Origin of the sequence: Streptomyces sp. NPDC097619 (assembly GCF_040302735.1) — a bacterium.
Taxonomy (GTDB): domain Bacteria; phylum Actinomycetota; class Actinomycetes; order Streptomycetales; family Streptomycetaceae; genus Streptomyces.
The window spans coordinates 1-26,119 of the sequence record NZ_JBEOSD010000036.1 but is presented as its reverse complement, the minus strand read 5'-3'; the positions used below and the strand labels follow the sequence as shown (position 1 = coordinate 26,119).

General features: G+C 75.3%; 18 protein-coding genes and 1 pseudogene. 11 read left to right on the top strand and 8 right to left on the bottom strand.

Features of this window, described 5'->3' with window-relative positions:
• Positions 1-676: tetratricopeptide repeat protein (locus ABTZ17_RS12995; RefSeq protein ID WP_352195631.1), on the top strand; the 676-nt coding region annotated here is incomplete at its 5' end.
• Between the two features lie 126 nt (positions 677-802).
• On the opposite strand, the gene ABTZ17_RS12990 is transcribed toward ABTZ17_RS12995, so the two are convergent.
• Positions 803-1,840, bottom strand: coding sequence for a polysaccharide deacetylase family protein (locus tag ABTZ17_RS12990; protein WP_352195630.1), 1,038 nt, complete (start codon positions 1,838-1,840; stop codon positions 803-805).
• Positions 1,841-2,327: 487 nt separating this feature from the next.
• Between ABTZ17_RS12990 and ABTZ17_RS12985 the strand changes: the two genes are divergently transcribed.
• The 3 genes from ABTZ17_RS12985 to ABTZ17_RS12975 all read left to right on the top strand — a co-directional run bounded on the left by ABTZ17_RS12985 (position 2,328) and on the right by ABTZ17_RS12975 (position 15,147).
• Positions 2,328-5,615 carry an AMP-binding protein gene (locus ABTZ17_RS12985; RefSeq protein WP_502994659.1) on the top strand — a complete coding sequence of 1,096 codons (3,288 nt, stop codon included), beginning with the start codon at positions 2,328-2,330 and terminating at the stop codon, positions 5,613-5,615.
• 308 nt (positions 5,616-5,923) lie between these two features.
• Positions 5,924-9,148 carry a non-ribosomal peptide synthetase gene (locus tag ABTZ17_RS12980; RefSeq protein ID WP_352195629.1) on the top strand — a complete coding sequence of 1,075 codons (3,225 nt, stop codon included), beginning with the start codon at positions 5,924-5,926 and terminating at the stop codon, positions 9,146-9,148.
• Positions 9,148-15,147, top strand: a complete 6,000-nt coding sequence (locus tag ABTZ17_RS12975; protein ID WP_352195628.1) for a non-ribosomal peptide synthetase/MFS transporter — start codon at positions 9,148-9,150, stop codon at positions 15,145-15,147. Before ABTZ17_RS12980 ends, ABTZ17_RS12975 begins: the two co-directional genes overlap by 1 nt.
• A gap of 388 nt (positions 15,148-15,535) precedes the next feature.
• Here ABTZ17_RS12975 and ABTZ17_RS12970 read toward each other — a convergent pair whose 3' ends face one another.
• The 5 genes from ABTZ17_RS12970 to ABTZ17_RS12950 form a co-directional block, all read right to left on the bottom strand.
• Entirely contained in the window at positions 15,536-15,745 is a 210-nt protein-coding gene (locus ABTZ17_RS12970; protein WP_352195627.1) for a hypothetical protein, read from the bottom strand.
• Between the two features lie 510 nt (positions 15,746-16,255).
• Positions 16,256-16,897 (bottom strand): hypothetical protein, encoded by a 642-nt coding sequence (locus ABTZ17_RS12965; RefSeq protein WP_352195626.1) that lies wholly within the window; start codon positions 16,895-16,897, stop codon positions 16,256-16,258.
• A gap of 101 nt (positions 16,898-16,998) precedes the next feature.
• Entirely contained in the window at positions 16,999-17,394 is a 396-nt protein-coding gene (locus ABTZ17_RS12960) for a hypothetical protein (RefSeq protein WP_352195625.1), read from the bottom strand.
• Positions 17,395-17,472: 78 nt separating this feature from the next.
• Complete coding sequence (locus tag ABTZ17_RS12955) at positions 17,473-17,895, bottom strand: hypothetical protein (RefSeq protein WP_352195624.1); 423 nt, start codon at positions 17,893-17,895, stop codon at positions 17,473-17,475.
• 81 nt (positions 17,896-17,976) lie between these two features.
• Positions 17,977-18,447: a hypothetical protein gene (locus ABTZ17_RS12950; protein WP_352195623.1), complete on the bottom strand. Its 471-nt coding sequence runs from the start codon at positions 18,445-18,447 to the stop codon at positions 17,977-17,979.
• A 478-nt stretch (positions 18,448-18,925) separates the two neighbouring features.
• Between ABTZ17_RS12950 and ABTZ17_RS12945 the strand changes: the two genes are divergently transcribed.
• The 3 genes from ABTZ17_RS12945 (at position 18,926) to ABTZ17_RS12935 (ending at position 21,427) form a co-directional block, all read left to right on the top strand.
• Positions 18,926-19,981, top strand: a complete 1,056-nt coding sequence (locus ABTZ17_RS12945; RefSeq protein ID WP_352195622.1) for an ABC transporter substrate-binding protein — start codon at positions 18,926-18,928, stop codon at positions 19,979-19,981.
• A gap of 234 nt (positions 19,982-20,215) precedes the next feature.
• Positions 20,216-20,629, top strand: a complete 414-nt coding sequence (locus ABTZ17_RS12940) for a rodlin (RefSeq protein WP_352195661.1) — start codon at positions 20,216-20,218, stop codon at positions 20,627-20,629.
• A gap of 216 nt (positions 20,630-20,845) precedes the next feature.
• Positions 20,846-21,427 carry an MOSC domain-containing protein gene (locus ABTZ17_RS12935; protein WP_352195621.1) on the top strand — a complete coding sequence of 194 codons (582 nt, stop codon included), beginning with the start codon at positions 20,846-20,848 and terminating at the stop codon, positions 21,425-21,427.
• Between the two features lie 5 nt (positions 21,428-21,432).
• Here the strand turns inward: ABTZ17_RS12935 and ABTZ17_RS12930 are convergent, their stop codons facing one another.
• The gene (locus tag ABTZ17_RS12930) at positions 21,433-21,738 is read right to left on the bottom strand and encodes a hypothetical protein (protein ID WP_352195620.1); all 306 of its coding nucleotides are present in this window, start codon (positions 21,736-21,738) and stop codon (positions 21,433-21,435) included.
• A 438-nt stretch (positions 21,739-22,176) separates the two neighbouring features.
• On the opposite strand from ABTZ17_RS12930, the gene ABTZ17_RS12925 reads away from it, so the two are divergent.
• The 4 genes from ABTZ17_RS12925 (at position 22,177) to ABTZ17_RS12910 (ending at position 26,013) form a co-directional block, all read left to right on the top strand.
• Positions 22,177-23,412: an FUSC family protein gene (locus ABTZ17_RS12925; RefSeq protein WP_502994658.1), complete on the top strand. Its 1,236-nt coding sequence runs from the start codon at positions 22,177-22,179 to the stop codon at positions 23,410-23,412.
• Positions 23,413-23,531: 119 nt separating this feature from the next.
• Entirely contained in the window at positions 23,532-24,164 is a 633-nt protein-coding gene (locus ABTZ17_RS12920; protein WP_352195618.1) for an SMI1/KNR4 family protein, read from the top strand.
• Positions 24,165-24,275: 111 nt separating this feature from the next.
• Positions 24,276-24,725: a hypothetical protein gene (locus tag ABTZ17_RS12915; protein ID WP_352195617.1), complete on the top strand. Its 450-nt coding sequence runs from the start codon at positions 24,276-24,278 to the stop codon at positions 24,723-24,725.
• A gap of 136 nt (positions 24,726-24,861) precedes the next feature.
• Positions 24,862-26,013, top strand: a complete 1,152-nt coding sequence (locus ABTZ17_RS12910; protein ID WP_352195616.1) for a questin oxidase family protein — start codon at positions 24,862-24,864, stop codon at positions 26,011-26,013.
• Here the strand turns inward: ABTZ17_RS12910 and ABTZ17_RS12905 are convergent.
• Positions 26,013-26,119, bottom strand: a pseudogene (locus ABTZ17_RS12905) (pyridine nucleotide-disulfide oxidoreductase); the annotation flags it as partial. The gene ABTZ17_RS12910 and the pseudogene ABTZ17_RS12905 overlap by 1 nt on opposite strands.

The window sequence follows — 26,119 nt, the reverse complement described above, 5'->3', positions numbered from 1 at the left end:
GGACAGCCTGGCGCGGGCGTTCCAGGACGGCGGGGACCTGGATCGGGCGCTTCCGTTGCTGGAGCGGAACCTCGACGACCGCATCCGGTTGCAGGGCCGGGGCCACCCCGACACCCTGATCGCTCGGAACAACCTCGCCGACGCCTGCCGCCATGCCGGCGACGTTCGGCGAGCCGTGCCCCTGTTCGCGCGGAACCTGCGCGACTGCACACGCATGCTGGGTCCGGACCACCCGCACACGCTGGCGGCACGGAACAACCTCGCCGACGTCCACAAAGCGGCGGGGAATCCGGCTCGGGCCCTCTCGCTCCACGCGGAGAACCTCGCCGAGGGCATGCGGGTCCTGGGTGCGGACCACCCCCAGGTCCTGGGTTCCCGCAACAATCTCGCCCAAGCCCACCGCGCCGTGGGAGACCTGGCGCGTGCCCTCCCGCTCTTCACGAGGAACCTCACCGACTGCGAGAGGGTGTTCAGTCTGGATCATCCGAAAACCCTGACCGCCCGGAACAACCTCGCCGAGGCGTACGCGGAGGCGGGGGACCCGGGGCGGGCCGCCGCGCTCTACCGCCAGAGCCTCGCCTCCATGCGACGGACGCTCGGCCACACGCATCCGTGGACCGCCGCCGTCCGGACCGCACTCGTCCGGACCCTTGCCGCGTCCGCGGGGGAAGGCTGACCCCCCTCCGCCTCGGACGCTCGGCCGAAGTCCGCACCGCCCGCTGAGGCGGGATGCCGTACCACTACGGTGCCCTGACCCGACGGGGCGGCGGTGGCACGGCGCCGAGGTCCCCGGCCCCGCCGGTTACAGGTCCGTCGGGCAGAGGTGGGTGGCGGGGACGAAGGTGAGGCCGCGGGCCAGGAGGTTCTCCAGGATGCCGGGGAGGGCCTGGACCGTCTGGCGGCGGTCGCCGCCGCCGTCGTGCATGAGGATCATCGAGCCGGGGGCCGTGTGGTCCAGGACGGTCCGGGTGATCTTGCCGGGGCCCTGACGGGCCCAGTCCCAGGAGTCCACGTCCCAGAGCGCCACGGCGGGTCCCTCCGTGCGGAGTTCGCCCAGCGTCTCGGGGGTCCGCGACCCGTACGGCGGACGGAAGACCCGGGGGCGCTCGCCCACCGCCCGCTCGAAGGCGTCACCGGTCCGCTCGATCTGGAGGCGGAACTGGGCGGCCGTCAGGTCCGGCAGGAACGGGTGCGACCAGGTGTGGTTGCCGAAGGAGTGCCCCGCGTCCCGGATCCGCCGCACCTCGTCGGGCAGCGCGCTGACGTGCAGGCCCACGCAGAAGAAGGTGGCGCGTACGTCGTACCGCTCCAGGATCTCCAGGACCTGCCGGGTGAACACCGGGTCCGGGCCGTCGTCGAAGGTCAGGGCGACCTCCGGGCGGTCGCGGCGGCCGTGCCGGAAGCAGCGGCCGGCCCGGGTCATGGCCGCCTCCACGTCCTCGCTGCGCCGGATGCCCGTGTGGTAGTCCTCGTCCCGGCCGGTCTGGCCGCCCCCCTCGGCGGTCAGCGGGGAGAGGGCCGCCAGCCCCGTCCGGGCCCGCTCCGCCAGCACCCGCGCGGACACCGAGCCGAAGGCCGGCCGGTCGGGCAGGAGCCAGGGATCGGCCCGGTGCACGTCGAGCCCCGCTGCCGTCAACAGTCCGTCCACCAGGCCGTTCGTACTCTCCACGACCACGGCGCACGGACGGCCGGCCCCGCGCTCCGTCTCACCCAGCCACCTGGTCAGCTCGGGCACCCGATCGGCACCCCAACGGGCCGGTTCCACGGCCCTGTTGCCCTCCGCGTCGAGGACTTCGACCTCGTAGCCCTCGGCGGTCCAGGCGATTCCCGCGTACAGCATGCGCTTCTCATCCTCTTCGCTCGCCCGGGCGGCGACATCGCGCGCCGGGGGTCCTGTGGTCCGGCTGAGCCGGTCGAGCCAGTGGTGCTGATCGAGCCGGTCGGGCTGGTGGAGCTGTCGGTCGGGCCGGCGGTCGAGTCGGCGACGCGGGCAGCGGCACCCGCGCCGTCCGAGCACCCGAGCCACCCGTGAGCCCGGCCGCCCCGCGCCGACCGGCGCGCTACCGGGTTACCGGCGGGTTCGCCAACTGCCGTTCACGCGGCGGGAACTGACGGGGCGCCGGAATGATCGCCACTGGGCCCGCCGATCTCCACGAACTCTCCAAAGGGTCTGCACAAGTGCTCCAGGGACGCGCTACTCTTCGCCTGCCCCCTTGATTGGTCCAGACCATAGCGAGGGGAGGGGCTGGTCCGCTATGCCCTGGAACATCTCATCTGCTCCTGATTTTCCGTGAGTTGAGATCCCGGCCGTATCGCCGTGCAGAGTCCTGGAGGGCACCATCAACGCTCCGCCCCCGCCGCTGACCGTCCCCGACCTGCTGGACGCCCGCGCCGACCGGCAGCCGGACGGCCTCGCCCTCCAGGTGCGCGGTGGCGGATCGCTCACCTACGGAGCCTGGCGCGACAGGGCCCTCCGGGCCGCCCGGGGACTGGCCGCGGCGGGGATCCGACCCGGGAACGTGGTCGCCCTGCGGTTCACCGACCGGGCCTGGGACCAGTACGCCGTGGCCTGCCTGGCCGTCCACCACGCCGGTGCCACCGCCCTCCCGCTCCGCGCCGACCTCGCCGAACCGGAGGCCGCCGCCCTGGCCGCGCTCTGCGGTGCCGTGGCCGTCCTGCGCGAGGACGGGCCGCAGGCCCTCCCCGCCCTGCCCGGTCTCGCCGACCACACCCTCCCCGCCGTGGAATCCGCGCCCGCCGGGGACGGCGCCCCGCCCTCCCGACCCGCTCCCGGCGACCCCGCCCAGATCATCGGCACCTCCGGGACCACCGGGACCCCCAAGGGCGTCCTCGCCTCCCACGCCAACCTCACCGCCGGACTGCGCCTCCACCCCCGCCCCCGCCCTTACGCGCACTCCCGGCACGCGGTGCACGCCTTCCCCATCGGCACCAACGCCGGCCAGATGATGCTCATCGGCGCGCTGACCGGCGCCCCCACCACGGTGGTGCTGCCGCGGTTCGACGCCGAGGCGTTCGGGCTCGCCGTCGAGGAACTGCGGATCGGTACGGCCTTCCTGGTGCCCTCCATGGCCGTCGAGCTCCTCAACTCCGGGGTGCCGGACCGCCGCGACCTGTCCAGCCTCCTCCTGCTCAGCTCCTCCGCGGCCGCCCTGCCCGCCCCGGTGGCCCTCGCCCTCACCGAAGCGCTCCCCAAGGCCACCGTCGTCAACGTCTACACCTCCGCGGAGGCGGTGCCCGCCCAGGTGTCGATGATCGTGGACCTGGCCCGACCCGGCTCCGTGGGCCGCCCCGCCGACCCGCGCGACCTGCGCGTCTGCGGCCCGGACGGTACCGAGCTGCCCGCCGGCGAGGTCGGGGACGTCTGGCTGCGCCAGCCCGGCCCGCAGCGCAGCTACGTCGGCGGTCCGTCCGCCGGGACCGGCACCTTCCGCGCGGGCTGGGTCCGGATGGGCGACCTCGGCCGCCTCGACCCCGAGGGCTACCTCCACCTGGTGGACCGGGAGAGCGACGTCATCAAGTCCGGTGCCCTCAAGGTCTCCACCCTGCGCATCGAGGACGCCCTCCACGCCCACCCCGACGTCGCGGACGCGGCCGCCCTCGGCATCCCGCACCCGGTGATGGGCGCGGTCCCGGTGGCCGTGGTGGTGCCCGCGGCGACGGGACTGGACCTCGACGCGCTCCGGCTCTTCCTCAGCACCCGCCTCAGCCGCGCCGAACTGCCGCTCCGGATCCTCCTCGCCGCCGACCTCCCGCGCAACGCCACCGGCAAGGTGGTCAAGCACCGCCTCCGCCTCCTCTTCGACACCCCCGCTGACCCGGGCACGGCATCACCGCACTCCCCTGACGCCCCCCACCCCCCGAACGCCGCCCGTTCCCCGGGCTCGCCGGGCTCCCCGACCGCCCGTCCGCCCCGCACGGCCACGGAACGGCTGCTCGCCGAGCTGTGGCAGGAGGTCCTGGGCCGCCCGGTACGGGACCTCGCCGAGGAGTTCTTCGCCCTCGGCGGCGACTCCTTCCGCGCCGTGCAGCTGGCCGCCGCGATCACCGAGCGGTTCGGCGTCGAGACCGGGGCCGCCGTCGTCTTCGGCCGCCCCTCGCTCCGAGCCCAGGCCGCCTGGCTGACCGCCGCCGAACGGAACCTGGCCGAACGCCCGCCGGCCGAGGCCACTCCGGCCGACGACCGGACTCCGGCCGAGCGGACACGGCTCCGGCGAACTCCGGCCGGGGCCGCACAGGTCGACGGCGAGCCGACCGGCGCGGCTTCCGAGGCGGCCCCCGGCGCGCACGCCGCACACCCGCTCCCGCCCTATCTGCGCGCCCTCCGGGCCCAGCCGCACGCCGTTCCCCTCACCGCCCAGCAGGAGAACTTCCTGGACTGGATGGCGGCGGAACCCGGCCGCGACGTGGGTGCCGTCACCGCCCTCTTCCGCGTCACCGACCGCCTGGACGCCCCCGCGCTCGGCCGCGCCCTCACCGAGCTGGTACGCCGCCACCCCGCGCTCCGTACCCGCTTCCGGCCGGTCCCCGGTGAGGTGCCCGGCCTGGTCCGCACCGAGCTGGACGAGGAGCCCCGGACCCGCGTCACCCTGCTGGAGGCTCCCGGCACCACGGACGCCGAGGTCGACGCCCTGCTGATCGCCGAACGCGACCGGCTCACCGACCTCGCCGAGGACCCGACGGCCCGCCTCCTCGTGGTCAGCCGCGGTCCCGAGGACCACACCGTGCTGCTCGCCGTCCACCACATGGTGGCCGACGGCTGGTCCATCGGCGTGCTCCTGCACGAACTCGGCCTCGCCTACGACGCCCTGCGCCGCGGCCGCACCCCCCGCCTCCCGGACCCGGAACTCCCCTACGCGGACCTGATCCACTGGACCCGGTCCCGCTGGCCGGAGGCCCGCGCCCACGTCGCCGCCGCCCTCGCCGGAGCCCCGTCCGCCCTCGACCCCTTCCCCGGCCGGCGCCCCGTCGACCGGGTGCACACCACCGCCCACCCCTTCACCATCGGGAGCGGACCCGCGGGCCGGCTGCGGGAACGGGCCGCGGCCCTCGGCGTCACCCCGTTCATGGCGGTCGCCGCGCTGTGGAGCGGGGTCCTGGCCGCCCGCAGCGGACGCGAGGACCTCGTCCTGATGACCCCGGTGCCGGGCCGGACCCGCCCCGAGGCCCAGCGCACCGTCGGCTGCCTCGTCCAGTCCCTGCTGTTGAGGGTGGACTGCTCGGGCGGCCCCGGCTTCGCCGAGCTGGCCGAACGGGTCCGGACCGTCGCCACCGGCGCCCTCGACCACCAGCTGTACCCGTACGCCGAGTTCACCCCCTCGGTGGTGGCCTTCCCGGCCTGGCTGCGCTTCGAGAACTGGGCCGCCGAGGCACACCTGCCCGGACTGCGCTGCGCCCCCCGGACCCTGCCGCGCGGCACCACCGTGCCCTGGCCGCTGCCCGGCGGGGACCTCGGCGTCCCCGAACTGACCGTCGTGGAACAGCCCGACGCGAGCATGAACTGTTGGATCCAGTTCAACGCGCTGGCCTTCGAACCCGCGTACGTCACGGCCCTGGCCGCCGACTTCACCGCCGCCCTCACCACCGCGGGCCACTGACCTCCCCACACCCGACCCGACCCCATACACGGGGCCCGACCCCCTACACGGCCTGCCCCTCACCCACACAGACCCACCCCCCACCCGGGCCACCCCCCACACCGGCCCACCCACACCGCGATCCGCGGTACCCGGCCGCACCCCAGGCCGGGTACCGACCTGCCCCGGCCGTGCCCCCCACCGGACCGAGGCGCCCCCGTGTCATCCGCCGCCCAGGCCACCCGCCGTCCCGGGCGCCCCGCCCTCCCCCCTCGTCCTCCCCCGCCTCCGTGCCGTCCGTACCGACGCCCGACCGACTGAGGTATCCCGTGATCAGCACTCCCGCCGGCCCTGTGCAGCAGGGCATCTGGGTCAACGAGCGGCTGGCCCCGCTCGGCTCCGTCCACCACATGCCGTTCGCCGTGCACTTCGAGGGGGAGCCGGACGCCGCCGCCCTGGCCGCGGCCTGCGCCGACGTGGTGGCCCGGCACCCCGCGCTGGCCCTCACCGTGCGGGAGGAAGACGGCCTGCCGGTGCTCACCCCGGGCCCCGCCCCCACGTTGACCGTACGCTCCGCCACCCCCGAGGGCCTGACCGCCGACCTCGCCACCCTGGCAGCGGAGCCCTTCGACCTCGCCGCCGGACCTCCGGCCCGCTTCACGCTCCTGCGCACCGGCCCGGCCCGCGCGACGCTGCTGGTGGTCGTGCACCACCTCGTCTTCGACGGTACGTCCACCGACCTCTTCCTCACCGACCTCGCCGAGCGCTACGCCCACCACACCGGCGCCCCCGCGAGCCCGGCTCCGGCCACCTCCCCGGCCCCCCGACCCGCGGTTCCCGCCGCCTCGGCGGCCACCGCCGCCCCGGCTCCCACCCCCGAGGCCCTGGCCGCCGCGGTCGCCCATTGGTCGGACCGCCCGCTGCCCGGGACGGACGTGAAGCTCCCCGGCCTCACCGGCGCCGCCGACGGAGTGGGCCCCGGCGCCGCCACCGCGTTCGAGCTGGACTCCCGGCTCCGCGCCGAACTGGCCGTCGCCGCCGAGAAGATCGGCGTCACCCTCTTCGAACTGCTCCTCGCCGCCGTCCACACCCTGCTGCTGCGGTACGGCAACGAGAGCCCCGCCGTCGCCGTGGACCTCGGCACCCGCGGCCCGGAGGACGCCGACCGCATCGGCGCGTACGTGAACGAACTGCCCCTGGTCACCCGGCCCGCGCCGGGCACCTCCTTCGAGGAGTTCGCGCGCGAGGTGCGCACCGCGCTGCGGGCGGGCTACCCGCACCGCCGGGTGCCGTTGGCCCGCGCCGTCCGAGGGCTCCGCCCCGGGGTCTCGCTCGCCCCGGTCTCCCTCACCTACCGCCGCCGGATCGCCCCGGTGGACTTCCCCGGCCTGCTCACCCGCACCGAGTGGGTGCTCTTCCCCGGCACCGCGCGCGGGGCGCTGCGCCTGCATCTGGTGGACGGGCCGGACCGGCTCGGTGTCCTGCTGATGCACCGGACGGACGCCCTGACCCCGGACCGGGCCGAGCGGATCGGCGCCCACCTGCGCCGCCTGCTGGCCGCGGCGGCCGCCGCCCCCGGCACCGCCCTCGCCGACCTGCCCCTCCTCGACGCGGCGGAGCTGGCCCCGCTGCGCGGACCCGAGCCCGCCGCCGACGCCGCCGGTGCCACGTTGCCCTCGCTGCTCGCGGGTTCCTTCGCCGCGCACGGCGCCCGCACCGCCGTCCGGTCCGGCGGACGCGCCCACACCTACCGGGAGCTGGAGGCCGCCGCCCGGCGTCTCGCGGTGCGGCTGACGGAGGCCGGGGTCAGCCCGGGCACCGTGGTCGCGGTCTGCGCGGAGCGCTCGGCGGAGATGCTCGCGGCCGTGCTGGCCGTGTCGCTGGCCGGGGGCGCCTACCTGCCGGTGGACCCGGCCTATCCGGCGGAGCGGACCGCGTTCGTCCTCGCGGACGCCGGCGCCCCCCTGACCCTCGCGCAGCGCAGCACCGCCCACCGGATCCCGGGGGAGGGGCGGATCCTCCTCCTCGACGGGCTGTTCGACGACATCACGGTGACGGACACTGCGGTGACGGACACTGCGGTGACGGACACCACCGCAGCGGACACCGCCGCCGTCACCCCTGGTAGTCCCGCCCTCGCACCCGCACCCGAAGACCTCGCCTATCTGATCTACACCTCCGGTTCCACCGGCCGCCCCAAGGGGGTCGAGGTCCCGCACGGCGCCCTCGCCCACCTGTTGCTGGCCTTCCGCGAGGTGCTGTCCTGCACGGCCGACGACGTCTGGCTGGCCGTCACCTCCCTCTCCTTCGACATCTCCGCCCTGGAGTTCTTCCTGCCCCTCGTCACCGGCGGCTGCGTGGTCATCGCGGACGAGCGGCAGGTCCGCGACGGCAGGGCGCTGGCCGCGTCGATCGAGGACCACGCCGTCACCCACCTCCAGGCCACCCCGTCCGGCTGGCGCCTGCTGCTGGACGCCGGGCTGACCTCTCCCGACCTCACGGCCCTGTGCGGGGGCGAGGCGCTGCCGCTGCCGCTGGCGCGCAGGCTCCGCGAGCGGGTCGGCCGGTTGTGGAACGTGTACGGACCCACCGAGACGACCATCTGGTCCACGGCCGCCGAGCTGCCCGAGGCTCCCGGGGAGGTGACCATCGGGCGCCCGATCGCGGGCACCACGGCCCTCGTCCTGGACCCGGACGGCCGGGTGCTCCCGCACGGCACCACCGGCGAACTGGCCCTGGGCGGCGCGGGCGTGGCCCGCGGCTACCGGGGGCGCCCGGAGCTGACCGCGGAGCGCTTCGTCGCGGACCCGGTCACCGGGGCCCGCCACTACCGCACCGGCGACCTGGCCCGGATCCGTCCGGACGGCGCGCTCGACTGCCTGGGCCGCATCGACGACCAGGTCAAACTCCGGGGCCACCGGATCGAGTTGGGGGAGATCGAGGCCCGGCTCCAGGAACACCCGGCCGTGGCCGGAGCCGCGGTGGCGGTACGGGGCTCGGCGGAGGACCCGGCCGGCCAGGTGCTGGCCGCGTACCCGGTCTGGCGGACCGATCCGCCCGTTCCCCTCCCCACCACCACCGAACTGCGCGACTTCCTCGCCCTGACCCTTCCCGAGGTCATGCTGCCGGGCGTCTTCCACCCGCTGCCCGCCCTCCCGCTCACCCCGAACGGCAAGACGGACCGGCTCGCCCTGCCCGAACCGGTCCGCATCCCCGAAGCCCCCGGAACCCCCGGATCGGCCGCGGACACCGCCGGCACCGGACACACCGTCGAGGGGTCGGAGGCGGTCGCCGGAGGCCCGCTCGACGAACCCCTCGACGAGCTGACCGCCGAGGTCACCGCCCTGTGGTGCGAGGTCCTCGGCCTGCCCGCCATCGGCCCGGACGAGGACCTGTTCGACCTGGGCGCGCATTCGTTGACGGTCACCCAGGTCGCCGCCCGGATCCGGGAGGGGCTGGGCGCGGACGTACCGCTCCAGGTGTTCTACGACGAGCCCACCGTGGCCGCCATCACCGAGGCCGTCCTCGCCGAACTGCTCGCCGAGGAGAACTGATGGACCAGCCCACACCCCTCGCCCAGGCACCCACCGTCCCGGGTGCGGTCCCCACCTCGCACCCCTCCATCCCGCACCCCTCGGCCCCGACGGCCACCGCCTCGGGTGCGGCCCCCGCGGCTCCGCCGCGGACCCCGCCCGTGCCCCGCCCCCGGCGCGAGCTGACCCCCGAACAACGGGCCCTGCTCGCCCGCCGGCTGAAGGACCGCACGGCCGCTTCCGCCACCGCCGGCACCGGGGCCCCCGCACCTCGTCCCTCCACGGTCCCCCCGCTCCCGCCCGGCACGCCCCCGCCCCTTTCGGCCGCCCAGGAGCGCCTCTGGTTCGTCGAACAGCTGACCCCGGGCACCGCCGCGTACGTCCTGCCCACCGCCGGACGGCTCCGCGGGCCCCTGGATCCGGCCGCCCTGGCCGCCTCCCTCCGGCTCGTCGCCACCCGGCACGAACCGCTGCGCACCTCCTTCCCCGCCGACGAGGACGGCTCGCCCAGGGTCGCCACCACGCCCGCCGAGGAGTTCGTACTCCCCTGGGAGGAACGCGATCTCGGCGGGACGCCCGCCGCCGAGCGGGAGGCCGCCGCACGCGCGGCCGTCGAGGCCGAGGTCGCCCGCCCCTTCGACGTGACCACGGGGCCGCTGCTGCGCGCCCTCCTGCTGCGCCTCGATGACGAGGACCACGTCCTCGTGATCTGCCAGCACCACTTGGTCGGCGACGGCTGGTCCGCCGGCATCCTGCTGGACGAACTCCTCGCCGGTCACCGGGACCTGGCACGCGGGCTGCGACCCGAACACCCCGAACCCCCGCTCACCTACGGCGCGTTCGCCCACTGGCAGCGCGCCCGCCAGGATCGCCCGGAGGCCGCCGAGGACCTGCGGTACTGGCAGCGCGCCATGACGGGCGTACCGGCCCTGGAGATCCCCACCGACCGGCCGCGCCCCGCCGTGCCCGCACCCGGGGGAGCCACGCACTGCTTCCGGCTGGACCCGGAGGCGTACCGGGCGGCCCGCACCCTGGCCCGGGCCGGCGGCGCCACCTTGTTCATGACCCTGCTCGCCGCCTTCCAGGTGGTCCTGGCCCGCTGGTCGGGGCAGCGGGACTTCGCCGTCGGCACCCCCTTCGCGGGCCGGCCCGTGCTCGCGGCCGAGGAGCTGATCGGCCTCTTCAGCACGATGCTCCCGTTCCGCGCCGACCTCACGCCCCCACCGGACCCCACCACCGGCCCCGACCCCGCCACCGGCCCCGAGCCCACCACCGGCCCCGAGCCCGCCACCGGTCCCGAAGCGGGCGACGAGCCGGGTGCGGACCGGGAGTCCGTCGTCCCCTTCCCCGGCTTCCGCACCGTCCTCGCCCGGGTCCGGGCCGCCGCCCTCGCCGCCCAGCAGCACCAGGAGACCCCCTTCGAGCGGCTGGTCGAGGCCCTGGACCTGCCGCGGGACCTGGCCCGGCCCCCGCTCTTCCAGGTCTCCTTCGCCCTCCAGAACCACCGCGCCCAGGAGTACCGGCCCGCCGACCTGGAGTGGAGCACCTTCCCCTTCGAGGGCAGCGGGGTCCACCTCGACCTCGGCCTGTACTGCACCGAGACCGGCGGCGGGCTCGACGCCTTCGTCACGTACCGCACCGGGCTGTGGGACGCCGCGACCGTCGCCCGGCTGACGGGGCACTGGCAGCGGCTGCTGTGCGCGGCCGCCGCCGACCCCGAGGCCCCCGTCGACACCCTGGACCTGCTGACCCCCGCCGAACACCGGCGCCTCCTGCACGAGTTCAACGACACCGGTACCGCCCGACCCGTGGCCGCCACCGTCCAGGCCGCCTTCGCCGCGCAGGCCGCCCGCAGCCCCGCCGCCACCGCTCTGGTGCACGGGGGCACGGCCCTGACCTACGCCGAACTCGACGGGCGGGCGAACCGCCTGGCGCACCTGCTGCGCGCCGCGGGCGCCGGTCCGGACCGGCTCGTCGGCGTCTGCCTCGACCAGGGCACCGACCAGGCCGTGGCCCTGCTCGCCGTCCTGAAGGCCGGGGCGGCGTACGTCCCCCTCGACCCGGAACAGCCCGGCGCCCGCCTCGGCCACATGCTGACCGACTCCGCACCCGTGGTCCTGGTGACCGCCGCCGCGCACCGCCCGCTCCTCGCCGCCTCGGACGCCCCCGTGCTCGTCCCGGAGGAACTGGCCGATCGGCTCGCCGCGGCCCCCGACACCCCGCCCGAGGACGCGGCCGGCCCCGACCACCTGGCGTACGTGATCTACACCTCGGGCTCGACGGGCGTCCCCAAGGGCGTGGCCGTCCAGCACCGGCAGGTGCTCACCTACCTCGCCGGGGTCCGGGAACGGTTCGCCGAAGCCGGGCTCGGGGACGGCGCCCGCTACGCCCTCCTCCAGTCCCTGGCCTTCGACTTCGGCCTGACGACCCTCTACCTGTCCCTCACCACCGGCGGCAGCCTGCACCTGCTTCCGGCCCGCACCGGCGGCCCCGAACTCGCCTCCTACCTGGCCGCGCACGCCGTCGACTGCGTCAAGCTCACCCCCTCCCACCTGGCCGCCCTCGCCGCCGAGACCGCCGACCCGGCGGACCTGCTGCCCCGTCGGCTGCTCATCCTCGGCGGTGAGGCGTCCGGCTGGGAGTGGGCCCGCGCCCTCGCCGAGGCGGGCGCCCGCACCGGCTGCCGGGTGGTGAACCACTACGGGCCCACCGAGGCCACCGTCGGCGCCACCACCCTGCTCGTCGACCCCGACCGGCCCGCCGACGGACCCACCACCCCGATCGGCCGGCCGCTCCCCGGCGCCCGGGTCTACCTCCTCGACCGGCACCTGGCGCCGGTCCCGGTGGGCGTCCCCGGCGAGCTGTGGATCGGCGGCGACCGGCTGGCCCGCGGCTACCTCGGCCTGCCCGAGCTGACCGCCGAACGCTTCCGCCCCGACCCGTTCGCGCCCCGCCACTCCGCCCCCCACGCTTCCGACGACCCCGCCGCCGAAAGCCCCCTCGCCCACCACGCCGCCCCGCCCCGCATGTACCGGACCGGCGACCTGGCCCGCTACCGCCCCGACGGCACCGTGGAGTTCCTCGGCCGCGGCGACGGCCAGGTCAAGATCCGCGGCTACCGCGTGGAACTCGGCGAGGTCGAAACCCACCTGGCCCGCCTGCCCGGAGTCGCCCAGGCCGTGGTCGCCGCCCGGGGTCCGGCCGGCGAACTCGCCCTGGTCGGCTACCTGGTGCCCGCCGGCGAGGACACCGTGCCCCCGACCGCCGAACTGCGCCGCCTCCTCGGCCGGAGCCTTCCCGACTACCTGATCCCCTCCCGCTTCGTGCTGCTGGGGGACCTGCCCCGGCAGGCCCACGGCAAGGTGGATCGCAAGGCCCTCCCCGAACCGGGAGCCGCCGGAACCGGCACGGGCGCCGACACCACCGCCTTCGTACCCCCGGCCCCCGGGGCGGAGGAGACCATCGCCGGGGTCTGGGCCGAACTCCTCGGCGCCGAGCGCGTCGGCGCCCACGACGACTTCTTCGACCTGGGCGGCCACTCCCTCCTCGCGATCCGGATGGTGGCCGCCCTGCGCCGCCTCCTCGGCGAGGAGGCCCGCCTCACCCTCATGGACGTCTTCCAGGAGCGGACCGTCGCCGCGCTCGCCGCCCTCGCGTCCCGCACGGACGAGGAACGCGGTCCGCGCGGCCTCCTCCACCGGCTCACCCCGCCCCGACCCGCCGGCACCACCACCCTCACCCTGGTCTGCCTGCCCTACGGCGGCGGCAGCGCCGTGGTCTACCAGCCCCTCGCCGACGCCCTCCCCGACACCGTGGAACTGCACGCCGTCGCCGTCCCCGGCCACGACCTCGGCATGCCCGAGGACCCGCTGCCGCTCGTGGAGGTGGCCCGCCGCTGCGCCGAGGAGGTACGGGCCACGGTGACCGGACCCGTCGCGGTGTACGGGCACTGCGGGGTCGGCGCCGCCCTCGCCGTGGAACTGTCCCGGCAACTGGCCGCGAACGGCGGCGAACCCGCCGCCGTCTACCTCGGTGGCATCTTCCCCTTCGCCCGCCCCACCGAGGGCTTCCTCGGACTGGTCTCCCGCTTCTCCGTCCTCGACCGCAGGCGCAGCGGCCGCCTCCACCTGAACTGGCTCCGCTCCATGGGCGCCGACCTGGAGGGCCTCGACCCCGAACAGCTCGCCACCATCGTCCACAACGTCCGCGAGGACTCCCGGGCCGCCGAGACCTACTTCACCGAACGGCTGGCCCGGCCGGCCGAAGGACTCTCCTCCCCGGTGGTCTCCGTGATCGGCTCCGCCGACCCCGGCACCGACTTCCACCGCGAGCGGTACCGCGAATGGGGCTTCCTCGGCCGCACCACCGCCGTGGCCGTGCTCGACGAGGGCGGCCACTACTTCCTCAAGCACCGGGCCGCCGAACTCGCCGAGATCGTCACCACCGTGCACCCGGCGGTCCACCCGGACGTCCACCCCGGCACCGACGACGCGCCCGCGACCGGCCTGGCCAGGGAACACCGCCCCGCCGGAGCCACCTGGTGGCTCGACGGAGTCCACCACGAGCCCGCCCCGGGCGCGGACGCCCCCGGCGCCGGCCATGGGACGGACGCCGCGGCGACCGCCCCCCGCACCCGCCGCGACACCCGCCGGTTCGTGGCCGTCGCCGCCTCCCAACTGGTCTCGCAGACGGGATCCGCCCTCACCGAGTTCGCCCTGCCCCTGTGGATCTACCTGTCCACCGGATCCGTCGGCTGGTTCGGCCTGTTCGCCGTCCTCGGGATCGTGCCCGGCCTGCTGGCCGCCCCCGTGCTCGGCGGGCTCGTCGACCGGATCGACCGGCGCCGCGTCATGCTCGCCGCCACCGCGGTCTCCGGCACCTCCGAAGCCATCCTCGCCGTCCTCTACGCCCTCGGGGCCCTGAGGCCCTGGCACGTCGGGGTGCTCATGGCCGTCCTCTCCGTCTCCCTGACCGGGCAGCGCCTCGCCTTCCAGTCGGCCATCCCGCAACTGGTACCGAAGCGCTACCTCGGCCACGCCAACGGCGTCGTCCAGATCTCCGGCGGCATCGCGCAGGTCGTCGCCCCGCTCGCCGCGGTCGGCATGCTCGCCGCCATCGGCCTCGGCGGGGTCCTCCTCCTCGACGTCATCAGCTACGCCGTCGCGGCGACCGTCCTCCTCACCGTCCGCTTCCCCCGCACGCTGCCCTGGCGGCGCCGCGAAACCCTCCGCCAGGAGATCACCGCGGGCTTCCGGCTGGTGGTCCGCTCCCGAGGGTTCCGCGCCATGCTCGTCTTCTTCGCCGTCCTCAACCTCTTCCTGCCCGTCCTCTTCCAGCTGGTCTCCCCGCTGGTCCTGGGCTTTTCCAGCCTCGGTTCGGTGGCCACGATCTCCCTCGCGGGCGGCCTCGGCGCCGTCGTCGGCGGGCTCGCCATGGGTCTGTGGGGCGGCCCGCAGCGCCGCCGCATGCGCGGCATGCTGCTCGTCGTCCCGGTCCTCGGCCTGTGCTGCGCCGTCACCGGCCTGCGCCCGGACCTGCTGGTCGTCGGTGCCGGGGTGTTCGGGATGTCGGCCTCGCTGTCCCTCCTCAACGGCATCTACCTGACCATCGTCCAGGTGAAGGTGCCCCAGCGGTTCCACGGCCGGGTGATGGCCCTCAACCAGCTGGTGGCCTGGTCCACCCTCCCGGTGGGCTACCTGCTGATCGCCCCGCTCGGCACCCGCTTCCTGGAACCCCTGATGGCCCCGGGCGGCGGTCTCGCCGACACGGTGGGCGCCGTCCTCGGCACCGGCGAGGGCCGGGGCGTCGGCCTGCTGTACCTGCTCCTCGGCGCGGCGATCCTGCTGCTCGGCGCGGTCTCCCTGAAGGTCCGGTCCCTGGGCCGCTTCGACCGGGACGTACCGGACGCCCAGGCCGACGACCTGGTCGGCCTCGCCGCCCTCGGCACCGACCGACCCGACCACACCGACCGGGGCGACCGGGTCGGGGCGTCAGGAGCGGCCACCTGGAACAGGTCGTAGGCGGTGCAAGGCACTCCCGCGACCGTCCCGGGGCTGCGCACCAGGGCGGTGTGCCGGTCGGCGAGGGCCAGGGTGACCCTCTCGTACCGGACCCCGTCCCGGGGCCGGTCGTGGTCGTCGGGTCCGTCGGACCAGGGCGGCAGGTGGAGTTCGCGGTCCCGTACGGGGTCGTGGTGGTGGTAGGCGGCGCCGTCCGCGAGGAACCGTCCGGCGGCCCGGTGGTCCCCCTCCACCAGCACCGTACGGGCGAACTCCCCGGCCGGCGCGCTCACGCGAGCCGTGTACCGGGCCGGGTCCGCCGGCCCGCCGTACGGTGGGGGACCGTGCCGTCGCTGCCCCGGTAGCGGTCGCAGCAGGCCCACCGGTCCGGCCGCGTCGGCGTGCCCGGTCAGCAGCCCGTCGCGGACCCGGTGACCGTACCTTCGGGAGGGGACCACGGGCGGCCGAGCCGGACCAGACATTCGCGTTCCAGCGCGGCCACGGTCGGGTACTCGGCCCGGTTCACGGCGTTCACGTCGGCGAACACCATGGAGAGGGCGTGGACCTCGGGCAGGGTCCAGGTGGTGGTGTAGCTGCCGAGGTTCGGTTCGGGAGGCACGTCCCGGGCGGTGGGGAACCCCGCGGCTTGGGGAGGGAGGTCTCGTCGGTGGATGCGGGCCGGGCCGTCGGCCGGCCTGGCCTCCTGAGCAGGATGCTTCATGTCAGGCGATGGCTCTCGTCGTACGTGTCCCCGCGGGCACAGGGCGGGCGGTCAGGGCGTGACGTTCCGCCTGGCGGTCCGTCACCCCGTGCTCCTCGTTCCGTCACGTGGCCGTATTTCCGGTCAAGTGGTACCGGTGATGGTCACCCGCACGGTGAGGGGCGTGCCGAACGCAAGCAGGTGCAGCGCGCGCGTTCCGGGGGCGGCGCGTGCGCGGCTCGTGCCCGGCCCGGGGGGCGCGGACCCGTGCCGTACCCCTACCGGGAATCCGCGCGCGCACCCCACTCACGCTTCGGTCCCGTCGCCCGGCCTCGGCGCCCGGACCGTCCGGCGTCCGGTCCGCCCGGCGTCCGGCCCGCCCGGCGTCCGTTCCGATCCGAACTCGGGCTGCCCGCCGACCGGATGCGCTCAGCCGATCGCCGACGCGCGAGGTTCCAGGCCGAGCTTGTTCCGGCACGAGTCGACGGCGCGCGTGACCCAGGCGTGCACGGCATCGCGATCCCCCGCGAGCGCGTGCACGGCACGGGCCTTGTCCTGGGCCTCGACCATCCACGGGGCCACCGGCTCCTCGCGGAGGATCCGTTCGAAGTGCTCGCGGGCCGTCGCCGCGTCCCCGACCAGGGCGGCCCCGATCCCGGAGTCGAAGTCGTCCCAGAGGAACCCCGGCCGCACCGGCCTGGACGTCAGATGGCGGGCGACGTCCGGCAGCGTCGGGAACCTGTCCCGCAGCGCGGTCACGTGCGCCGCCGCCCGCCCGGCCAGGTCGCGTGCGTGCGCCGTGAACCGGTCTTCGGTGCGGAACAGTTCGGGTCCGACCCTGACCGCGTCCACGTGGAAGGCCAGGTGGTCCACGTCATGCCACAGCCACATCGCCCCGACGTACAGCCCGCTCCCCGCGATCCGCGGCGGGGTGAACTCCACGACCCCGAGCCACCATCCGTGATCGTCGACCCACAGCCGTGACCGGCCGCGCCGGGTCAGGCCGAGCGGCTTCAGGGACTGCCGGGCGGCCGAGGTGATGATCCGGAGCGCCGGACTGCGATCTGCCATGCCCGGAATCATCACCCGTCCCACCGACACACCGCCCGATCGGGCCGGGGAATCGTCGCGTCGGGACTCGTCGAGTGGGGCCGAGGGGATCGCCACCGCTTTCAGGGAGCGTCGGTGCGCGGCTGCGCGGCGCCCGGGAGCGGCCGCCACCAGTCGCCCGACTGCGTGATGAGGACCTCGCGCGCGAGGAGGCGGATCTCGTCCCATGCCGGATCCTCGCTCAGCGCGGTGTCCCACGCACCCGTGCGGCGGGCGGGGTCGATGTCGTCGAGGCGGCGTTCGACCGCGCGAAGGCGGGACACGACCTCGGGCTCGAAGGCCCCCTGCGGCGGGAGTGCCGCCGAGACCCGGCAGAGCAGCCGCACCTCGTCAAGGAGGTCGTTCGTCTCCACCCCTCGCCGGTCCAGCCAGAGGAGCTGGTCCTCCCTCTCGGCTGCCAGGAGGACCATCAAGGACATGGCCCAGGTGCGGACCTTCGCGTCGCCGAGATCGTTCACGGGGCCAGCGTCGCACGAAGGGGTCACGACGTGTTCGAAGAGTGCCGCAGGGGGTCGGGCCGACCCGCGCGGGCACGGTCAGGTCATCGTCAGGAGATGGTCCGTGGGGCCGTAGTCGATCTTCCAGTCGGCGCAGATGCCGAGGGCGCCGTCCTGCGGGCAGCGCAGGGCGACGGTGACCCAGCGGACCTCGCCGTCAGCGGCGAGGGAGAACGCCACGGCGATCTCGAACCGCTCGTTCCCGCAGGGGCAGCAGGCCGCTTCGGGATCCGCCTCCTCCCAGAACTCCTCGCTGTCCGCGAGGAACGCACGGTCGCCGCAGGCGGCGCAGGCCCGCTCGACCCCGCCCTCGACCTCGTCGAACAGCACGCGGAACACCCGCCCACCACACGCCCCGCACACCGAGGAAACGACCCGCACGGGACGCCGGTCGTCGGCGGTGCGCAACAGCGCCACCAACTCCGCTGAAACCCCTGCCTCGACCCGATCGTCAGCGTGCACGGACGCATCATCCCAGAGCCCCGGGAACGCCCACGCCCTGGCCGTCCACACGGAGACCCGCCCTCCCGGCGATCACGAGCGTCAGGACCCCAAGCCCCCTGTCCCGGGCTCCGGGCGGTGCGGTTTCGGGGCGTTGCGGACGTGGCGCACCCAGACCACCGTCACGGCCGCCGGCAGCCCGGCCAGTACGAGGGCGAAGCCGAGCGGGAGCACCCCGGCCCAGACCGTCGGCGCGACGTACGCGGTGCCGGAGCGGCCGTCGATCAGCCGGGCCGGGATCCCGTCCTCGCCGACCTCGCCCTCGACGGGGACCACGAAGGGCGAGCCGCCGTCGTCCGGCGTGAAGGTGCCCCTGCAGCCGGTCGACGCCCCGGCGTTGAACGCGGTGTTGTCGTACAGCCGGCAGTCCGCCGCCGACACCCGCCCGGGTTCGCCCCACAGCGCCGCCCGCAGCTCCCCGGTGAAGTTCGCCAACACCCCGTAGGCCAACAGCAGCCCCACCAGACACCCCAGGGCCAGCCACGGAGCGCCCCCGACCTGTCGCTGGGCCACCTCCGGAAACTCCCCGCCCCCGGAACCGTCCCCGACCCCGTCCCCGTCTTCGTGTCGCACCCTGTCCCGGACTCCGTCCCGGATCCCGTCCCCGTCCTCCGCCCCGCCCCTGTCCCCGCTCACGCGCCCCCCTCGGATCGCCCCACGGTCACCCCTCCATCGTGACCGATCCCCGGAACCCCCGGAACCCCGCACGCCCGAGCGAAACCGGTTGCTCCGGGGGGTGGGGGCGGATTCCAATGGCGGCGTGCGGTCCGGCGGCGGCGGCCCCCGGTGGCCACCTGACCGGTGGACCGGCCACCGGGGGCCGCCGCCACCACCTTCCGCACCGTACGGGGAGAAGCACCGGCCCATGGGCACACCGCACACACCGAACAAAGCGCTCGTACAGAACGCACCGCACGCACCGCACGCACCCGAGGCGCGGTCCGGATCGCACGCGGCGCCCGGGCCGTCGTCCGCGCCGCCGCCCCTGCGCGTGGGGGTGCTCGCGCCGCTGGCGCGGCCCGGGTGGACCGAGGCGGGCCGGCACCTGCTCGCGGGCATCGAGCTGGCCGCCGACGGGATCCACACGGGCGGTGGGATCGGCGGCCGCCCTCTCGAACTGCTCGTCCGTGACACCGCCGCCGACCCGGAGCGGGCGGACCGGGCCGTCGCGGAGTTCGCGGGACTCGGCGCGGTCGCCGTGGTGGGGGAGTACCACAGCGTCGTGGCGCGGGCCGCCGCCGCCCGTGCCGACGCCCTCGGGTTGCCCTTCCTCTGCTCCTCCGCGGTGATCGACGCCCTCACGGAGACCCCGACCGAGTGGGTGGCGCGGCTGGCCCCGGCGCAGTCCCACGGCTGGCGGATCTACGCCGAGTTCCTGCTCGCCGCGGGGCGCGGCCGGGTCGCCGTGGCGGTCCAGCCCGGTGCGTACTGGGCCGCCGGGACCCGCATCCTCCGCGAGCACCTGACCGCACACGGCGGCTCCGTCACCGCACTCGACGCCGACGCCCTCACCCCGGCGGAACTGTGCGACGCCCTCGCCGCCGACGGGTCCGCCGCGCTCCTCCTGCTGACCGGGCAACCGGAGCCGGCGGTGCCGCTGGTGCGCGCCGTACGGTCCGACCCCCGGCTCGCCGGGATCCTCATCGGGGCCCCGGCCGGGCAGCCCGAGTTCGGCGGCTGGGCGGAGGCGCTGGGCGCGGCGGGTGCCGGGATCCCGTTCCTGCGCTACCTTCCCGAACGGCCGGGGCCGGTCGCGGCCGAGGTCCGCGCGGAGCTGCGGGAACGCCTGGGCGAGGAGCCCTCCTTCGTGGCCTTCGAGGGCTGGGACACGATGACCGTGCTCGCCGAGGTGCTGCGCGAGCACGGCACGGACCGGGCCTCGGTCGCCGCCGGCTGGGCGGACGTGCGGACCGAGGGCGCCCGGGGTCCGATCTCCTTCGCGCGCGTACCGGGGACGGGCGTCCGGCAGTGGACGTGGCCCCCGGTCCAGGTCGTCGACCGGGACCCGGCCGCACCGGACACCTTCCGGGTCCTGCGCACGGGCTGAGGGGATCTTGCGCATGCCGGATGAACGCCCGGCCTTCGGTGCGGGGCACGGTCCGAACCGGGCACGGCCCGAACGGGTCCCGGGCCCGACGGGTCACGGGTCCGAACGGCGGAATGCGTCAGGGGCCGCCCGGATCACCCGTCCAGGGAGTCCTGCGCAACCTCTCGGCCCGGGCGCTGTTTCTCCCAGTGCGTCCCCGAACCCGGGGCCGTGACCGCGATGAACAGGAACATGATGATCAAGAAGGCCGCGCAGGCTGTCGCCGTCGCCGCGTCGATCCTCGGAGTGGGTGCCGCCATGGCGTCCCCGGCCATGGCCATCGGCAACGACAACGGCGTGAACACGGTCAACGGCAACGGTGCCGCCCAGGTCTACGGCAACGGTGAGACCAAGGGCGTCATGAGCCCCCAGGCCTCCCTGGTCCAGGGCACCGCCAACAAGCTCTGCCTCGGCGTCCCGGCGAAGGTCAACGCTCAGTCGCTGGTCGCCGTCCTCGCCAACGTCGGTGTCCAGGACATTCCGGTCCTGTCCGCCCCGCAGACCCAGCAGTGCACCGAGAACTCCACCCAGGCCAAGGGTGACGAGCCCGTCTCGCACGTCCTCAGCAACATCCCCGTCCTCTCCGGCAACCTCTCCGCCGGCAGCTGACACCCCCGAGGGCCCGGCGGCCGACCCCTACGGGGTCCCGCTGCCGGGCCCTCGGCATGCCCCGGACGGGGCTGCCCCCGGTCCTGAACTCCCCGGGGCCCCGTTCCGCCCCCGGTCGGACTGTGATCCACTGACCCGGACCGACCGATCGGCCACCGGGCGGCTCGCCGTCCCGAAGCCGGGCGGACCAGGACGGGACGAAGGGCGGGGCGGCACATGAACCACGAGGACGGCGACGCGTACGGTCCCGCCGCGGCGGCCCGGGTGACCGCGGTCAGCAGCCACCCCGCGTACTCCTTCAGCAAACCCAACCGGCCCCTGGTGCGGCTGCTCGCGGGGCTGGGCGTCGAGGGCGACGTCCACGCGGGTCAGACGATCCGCCACCAGTTCCGCATGACGTACGAGCCGGACCTGCCCAACCTCCGCCAGGTCCACCTCATGCACGAGGAGCTCTTCGACGAACTCGCCCTCAAGGGCTACTCCGTGGGTCCCGGTCAGCTCGGCGAGAACGTCACCACGCGGGGCATCGACCTCCTGGGCCTGCCCACGGGCACCCTGCTCCACCTCGGCGGGCGGGCGGTCCTCGAAGTGACGGGCCTGCGCAACCCCTGCGCCAAGATCAACGACTTCCGTCCGGGGTTGCTCGGCGAGGTCTTCGCGCTCGACCCGGTCTCGGGGGAGTTCACCTTCAAGTCCGGGATCATGGCCGTGGTCCGGGAGAGCGGTCCCGTGCGCCCCGGTGACCCGATCCGGGTCGAGCTCCCGGTCGGCCCGCACCGGCCCCTCGAACGCGTCTGAGCCCCTCAGCCCTTCTCGCCGCGCGGAGCCTCCCTCGCGCAACGGCAGGTCCGGCAGTGCGCCACGGCGGGCGAGACGGCGGACGAGGCGGCGCCCGATACGGTGTCGGGGCCGGTCGGAGCGGCCGAAGGAGCCGGAGCCGGAGCCGAGCGACCCGACGCCCGCTCGTGGTCGAGCAGGGCGTAGCGGAGGGCCTCCTCCCCGGGTAACGCGCCCGCGGCGAGCACTCTGCTGGCTCCGCAGGCGCACCACAGGGCGACCATCGTCGGGCGGCGGACGAGCTTACGGGCTCTGATCTCGTGGACCGGCATCCCTCCATGATCCAGGCCCGACGCATGCGTACGGACGGCGCATTTGCGGGCATATGGAGTCGCCCGGGTTCCGTCACACGCCGCCCCCCGCACCCCGCACGCTCTCCCGCGTGCCGGCCTGTCCCGTTCGCGTTCCCACCCCTCCCCGACCACGGTGGCCGATCGCACATGATCCCGTCCCGATGCATGCCCGAGTGGATCACCGGTCAGACGCCCCCTACGGGCCGTCCCGCACGGGGCGCCCGCGGCCGGGACCACCACGGACGCCGGGACCGGCCGACGGAAACGACACGAGGACCGACGAGCACGGGAACGGGTGGTCGACGCATGCCCCAGGCAACGGAGGGACGCCGCACAGACCGTACGGGCGAGACGAACCGTGCCGGCCCGACGGCACAGGCGAGCTCCGTGGGCCGGCTCCGCGGCCTCGCCCGCCGCATCCCGGAGGCGATCGGGTCCGTGCGGTCGGCCACCGCCCGACACCGGGACCCGGCCGTCGTCCAGACCCTCCGCTCCACCGCCGCCGCTGTGGTCTCGTACGTCGTGGCCCTGCGCTTCAGCAGCGAACCGGCGCCCCTCACGGCGCCCCTCACCGCCCTGCTGGTCGTCCAGGTCACCCTGTACGCCACCCTCACCACCGGGATCCGGCGCGTGAACTCCGTCGTGGCGGGCGTCCTGATCGCGATCGGATTCAGCGCCTGGGTGGGTCTGACCTGGTGGAGCCTGGGGCTGATCATCCTGGCCTCGCTGGTGATCGGCCGGTACGTGCGGGCCGGCGAGTTCCTGCCGGAGGTCGCGATCAGCGCGATGCTGGTGCTGGGCGTGACCCGGGTCGCGGACACGGCCTGGGACCGGGTCCTGGAGACGCTGATCGGCGCCGGGGTGGGCCTCCTGTTCAACCTGCTGTTCGTCCCGCCCGTCTGGGTACGGCCCGCGGAGGAGGCCATCACCGGCCTCGCCGGGCGGATGCGGGACCTCCTCCTCCACCTCAGCGAACAGCCGCCCGGGACCACCCCGGTCCGGCAGGCCGTCGAACGCCTCCTGGAGGCCCGGCGCCTCGACGGCGACATCGCCGAGGTGGACGCCGCCCTCCGGCAGGCCGAGGACAGCCTGCGGCTCAACCCCAGGGTCGGCCGGGAGGGGCTGCTCTTCCGGCTCGTCCTGCGCACCGGCCTGGACACCCTGGAGATCTGCGCCGTGGTCCTGCGCGTGTCCTGCCGCACCTTCTCCGACCTGGCGACGGTCCGCACCCCCGACTCCCCGTTCCCGCCGCAGGTGGCCGCGGCGCTCAAGGAGCTGTACGCGCACACGGCCGTGGCCGTCGAGAGCTTCGCCCACCTGATCACCGCCCAGGTCAGTGCCAACGCCGAGGAGGCCGAGACCCGGCTGGCCACCGAGCTGGCCATCGCCCGCAGCAGCCGCGACCACCTCGCGGAACTCCTCCTGGAGCAGGTCCGTGCCCACCCCGGACACTGGCAGCTGCACGGTGCCCTCCTCGCCGACGCGGACCGGGTGCTCGACGAACTCAGCGTCGAGAAGCGCACCGAACGCCTCATGCAGGAACTCGACGCCCACTCCCGCGCCCGCCGGGCCCGCCGCACCCGCCTCCGCGACCTGGGCACCCGCCTCCGCACGCCGCTCGCCCGCCTGCGCGGCCCGCGCACCCGCGCGTGACCGACCGAGACCGGCGGCCCGCCGCAGGACCGCCGGTCCGTGGAGGTGGCCCGTGTCCCTGGCCTCCCGGCCCCCGGCCCCCCTGCCCGTTCGTCGTACCCGTGGGGCAGGATCGGGGCATGGCACAGCAGCAATCCCCGTCCCCCTCGGAGTCCTGGCGCCGGATCGACGCCTGGCTCGCCGTCCACGCGCCGGCCGACCTCGGGCGGCTCAACCCGCCCGTGGCACCGGCGGACATCGCGCGGGCCGAGACGCTGCTCGGCACGGCCCTGCCCGCCGAGCTCGCGGAGTCCCTGAGCTGCCACGACGGCGCGAACACCTGGAGCACCCTCCTCCCCGAGCAGTCGCCGCTCCCGCTCGACGCCCTCGTGGACCGCCGGCGCCTCTGTGCGGAGATCGCGGCGGAGAACGACGGACTCACCGTCCGCCCCTGGGAGGACGAGCCCTGGTGGCACCCGCTCTGGATCCCCGGGGCCGAAGGTCCCGACGGTGGCGTCCAGGTCATCGACCGGCGCCCCGGCCCGGACCGGGGCCGGCTCGGCTGGGCGGGGCACGGTGGCGGCGGGGACTTCACCGACGCGCCGCCCGGCCTGGCGGCCTTCCTCCACGAGGTCGCCGACGCCCTCGACCACGGAGGGGCCGTCGGCGGCCTGCACCCCTACCTCACCCCCACCGGCGACCTGTGGTGGGACGCCCCGGACACCGACACCCTCGACGGCACCCCGCTCCGCCCGGCACCCCACCGCAGCTGAGCAAAAGGCGCCGGGACATCGGGGCATCAGCACATCGGGGCATCAGGACATCGGGACACCGACGTGTGACCATGCCGGGGGAGAGCCGGACGGATACGGGGGGACGGTCAGGTGGGCACGATACTCAAGGGCATGGGCCGCGTGCGGTGGCGCGAGTTGACCCACGCCTACGGAACGGCGGAAGAGGTGCCCGGCCGCCTGTCCCGAGTGGCCTGGGGTGATGAGCCGACCAGCGCCGACGCCCTCGCCGACCTGGGGCTGTGGCTCGGCGAACTGGCCGTCTTCGACGCCACCGCCGCGACCGTGCCCTTCCTGTGGGACCTCGCCGTGACGCGGTCCGTCCCCACTCGTCCCGACGTGCTCGCACTGCTCCACACGATCCTGGACCACGGCAACGCGGCCAGGCCGGACCACCAACAGTCCGCACACGCCGCGGTCCTCGCCGGAGCCTCCCTGGCGGGCCGCTTGGCCGAAGATGACGATCCCGACGTACGGGCCGCCGCCGCGTCCCTGTCGGCAGCCCTCGCCGGCCACACCTGCGAGACCTGCCGACCGACCTGAGCCTCGCCCCCCCCGTGGTGCCGCTCGTCAGCGGGGCGTACGGGTCTCCGTCCCGGGGCGGAGCCCGGGTTCCGCCCGCGGGACTACGGCCGGCGACCGTTCCGGAGGGGCCGGTACGAGCCCTAGCGTCGGGGGCATGGACACGACGGGGATCCTCGACGAGGCACTGGAACGCCTGCACCGGGCGGGGCCCGAACGACTCGGCCGGCTCACCAACCACGCGCCGATGGCGGCTGAAGCCCTCGTGCGGCACGGCCGGGCCGCCTCCGTGCACCGGTGGTTGGACGCCTACGCGCCCGAACTGGAGGCGCTCCCGGACCCGTTCGCCCCCGTCACGCACGTCGACTGGCAGGAGGCCCTGGGTGATCCGCGCCGCGCCGCGGACTGGATCGCCTTCTTCGACCGGGAACTCGCCGCGCGCCCCTGGCGGGAGGTGCTCGCCCACTGGTGGCCCCGCCTGCTGCCGGGACTGTACGGCGGCTCCACCCACCCCGTGATCCGCGTCGGCCACGCCGTACGCACCCTCCTCGACGCCGGGAGCGAGGGGGACGGGGGCAACGGCGAGGACCCCGGCCCCCGCCGGACCGAACTCGCGCACGGACTCGGCTACTGGGCCGCCCGCCACCACCCCGTCACCGGCCTGACCGCAACCACCGGTCCCACCGATCCCGCTGATCCCACCCGTCCCACCACTCCCGCCGCTTCCGACGCGGCCTCGGACGCCACCGCCCGCCCGTTGCGCGGCAGTTCCGCCGCCGCCGCGCTGGACGCCGTACGCCCGATCGACGCGCAGGACGGGAACTTCCCCACCCGGCTCGCCCGGGTCACCGGCCTGCCGCACTGGCCGGCCGAACCTCCCGCCCCCGAAGCGGCGCGGGAACGGCTCCGCGAGCTGGTCCGCGCGGCCACCCACCGGTACCTCACCCACGGCCACGGCGAGGAGACCATGCTCGTCCACGCGGCCACCGCCCCCAACGCCGTGCTGCGCACCCTGCCCGCCCTCCCACCGGCCCTGTGGGCCCCGAGCCTGCACGCGGCCTGGACGGCCTCCGCCGCCGTCACCGCCATGTACGCACCCCGTACATCCCGTATATCCCGTACATCCTGTACACCCCTCACGCCGACGACGACCCTCGTCCCTGATTCCCCCACCCCGGCGGAGGTCTTCGAACGGGCCCTGGCCCACGGTGACGAGCACGTCATCAAGTTCACCGACACCGCGCTCGACACGGCCGACGCCCGGTCCCTCCGGGCGGCCCTCCACGCCGTGCACCTGACCCAGACGTGATGGGATCGGAGGAAGGTGCCGATAGGCCGGTCGCCGCCGAGAACCAGCAGGGTGCGGCCCTCGGCGGATCCGGGATCGGCCTCCCAGAGGGGTGACGGGAGGAGGT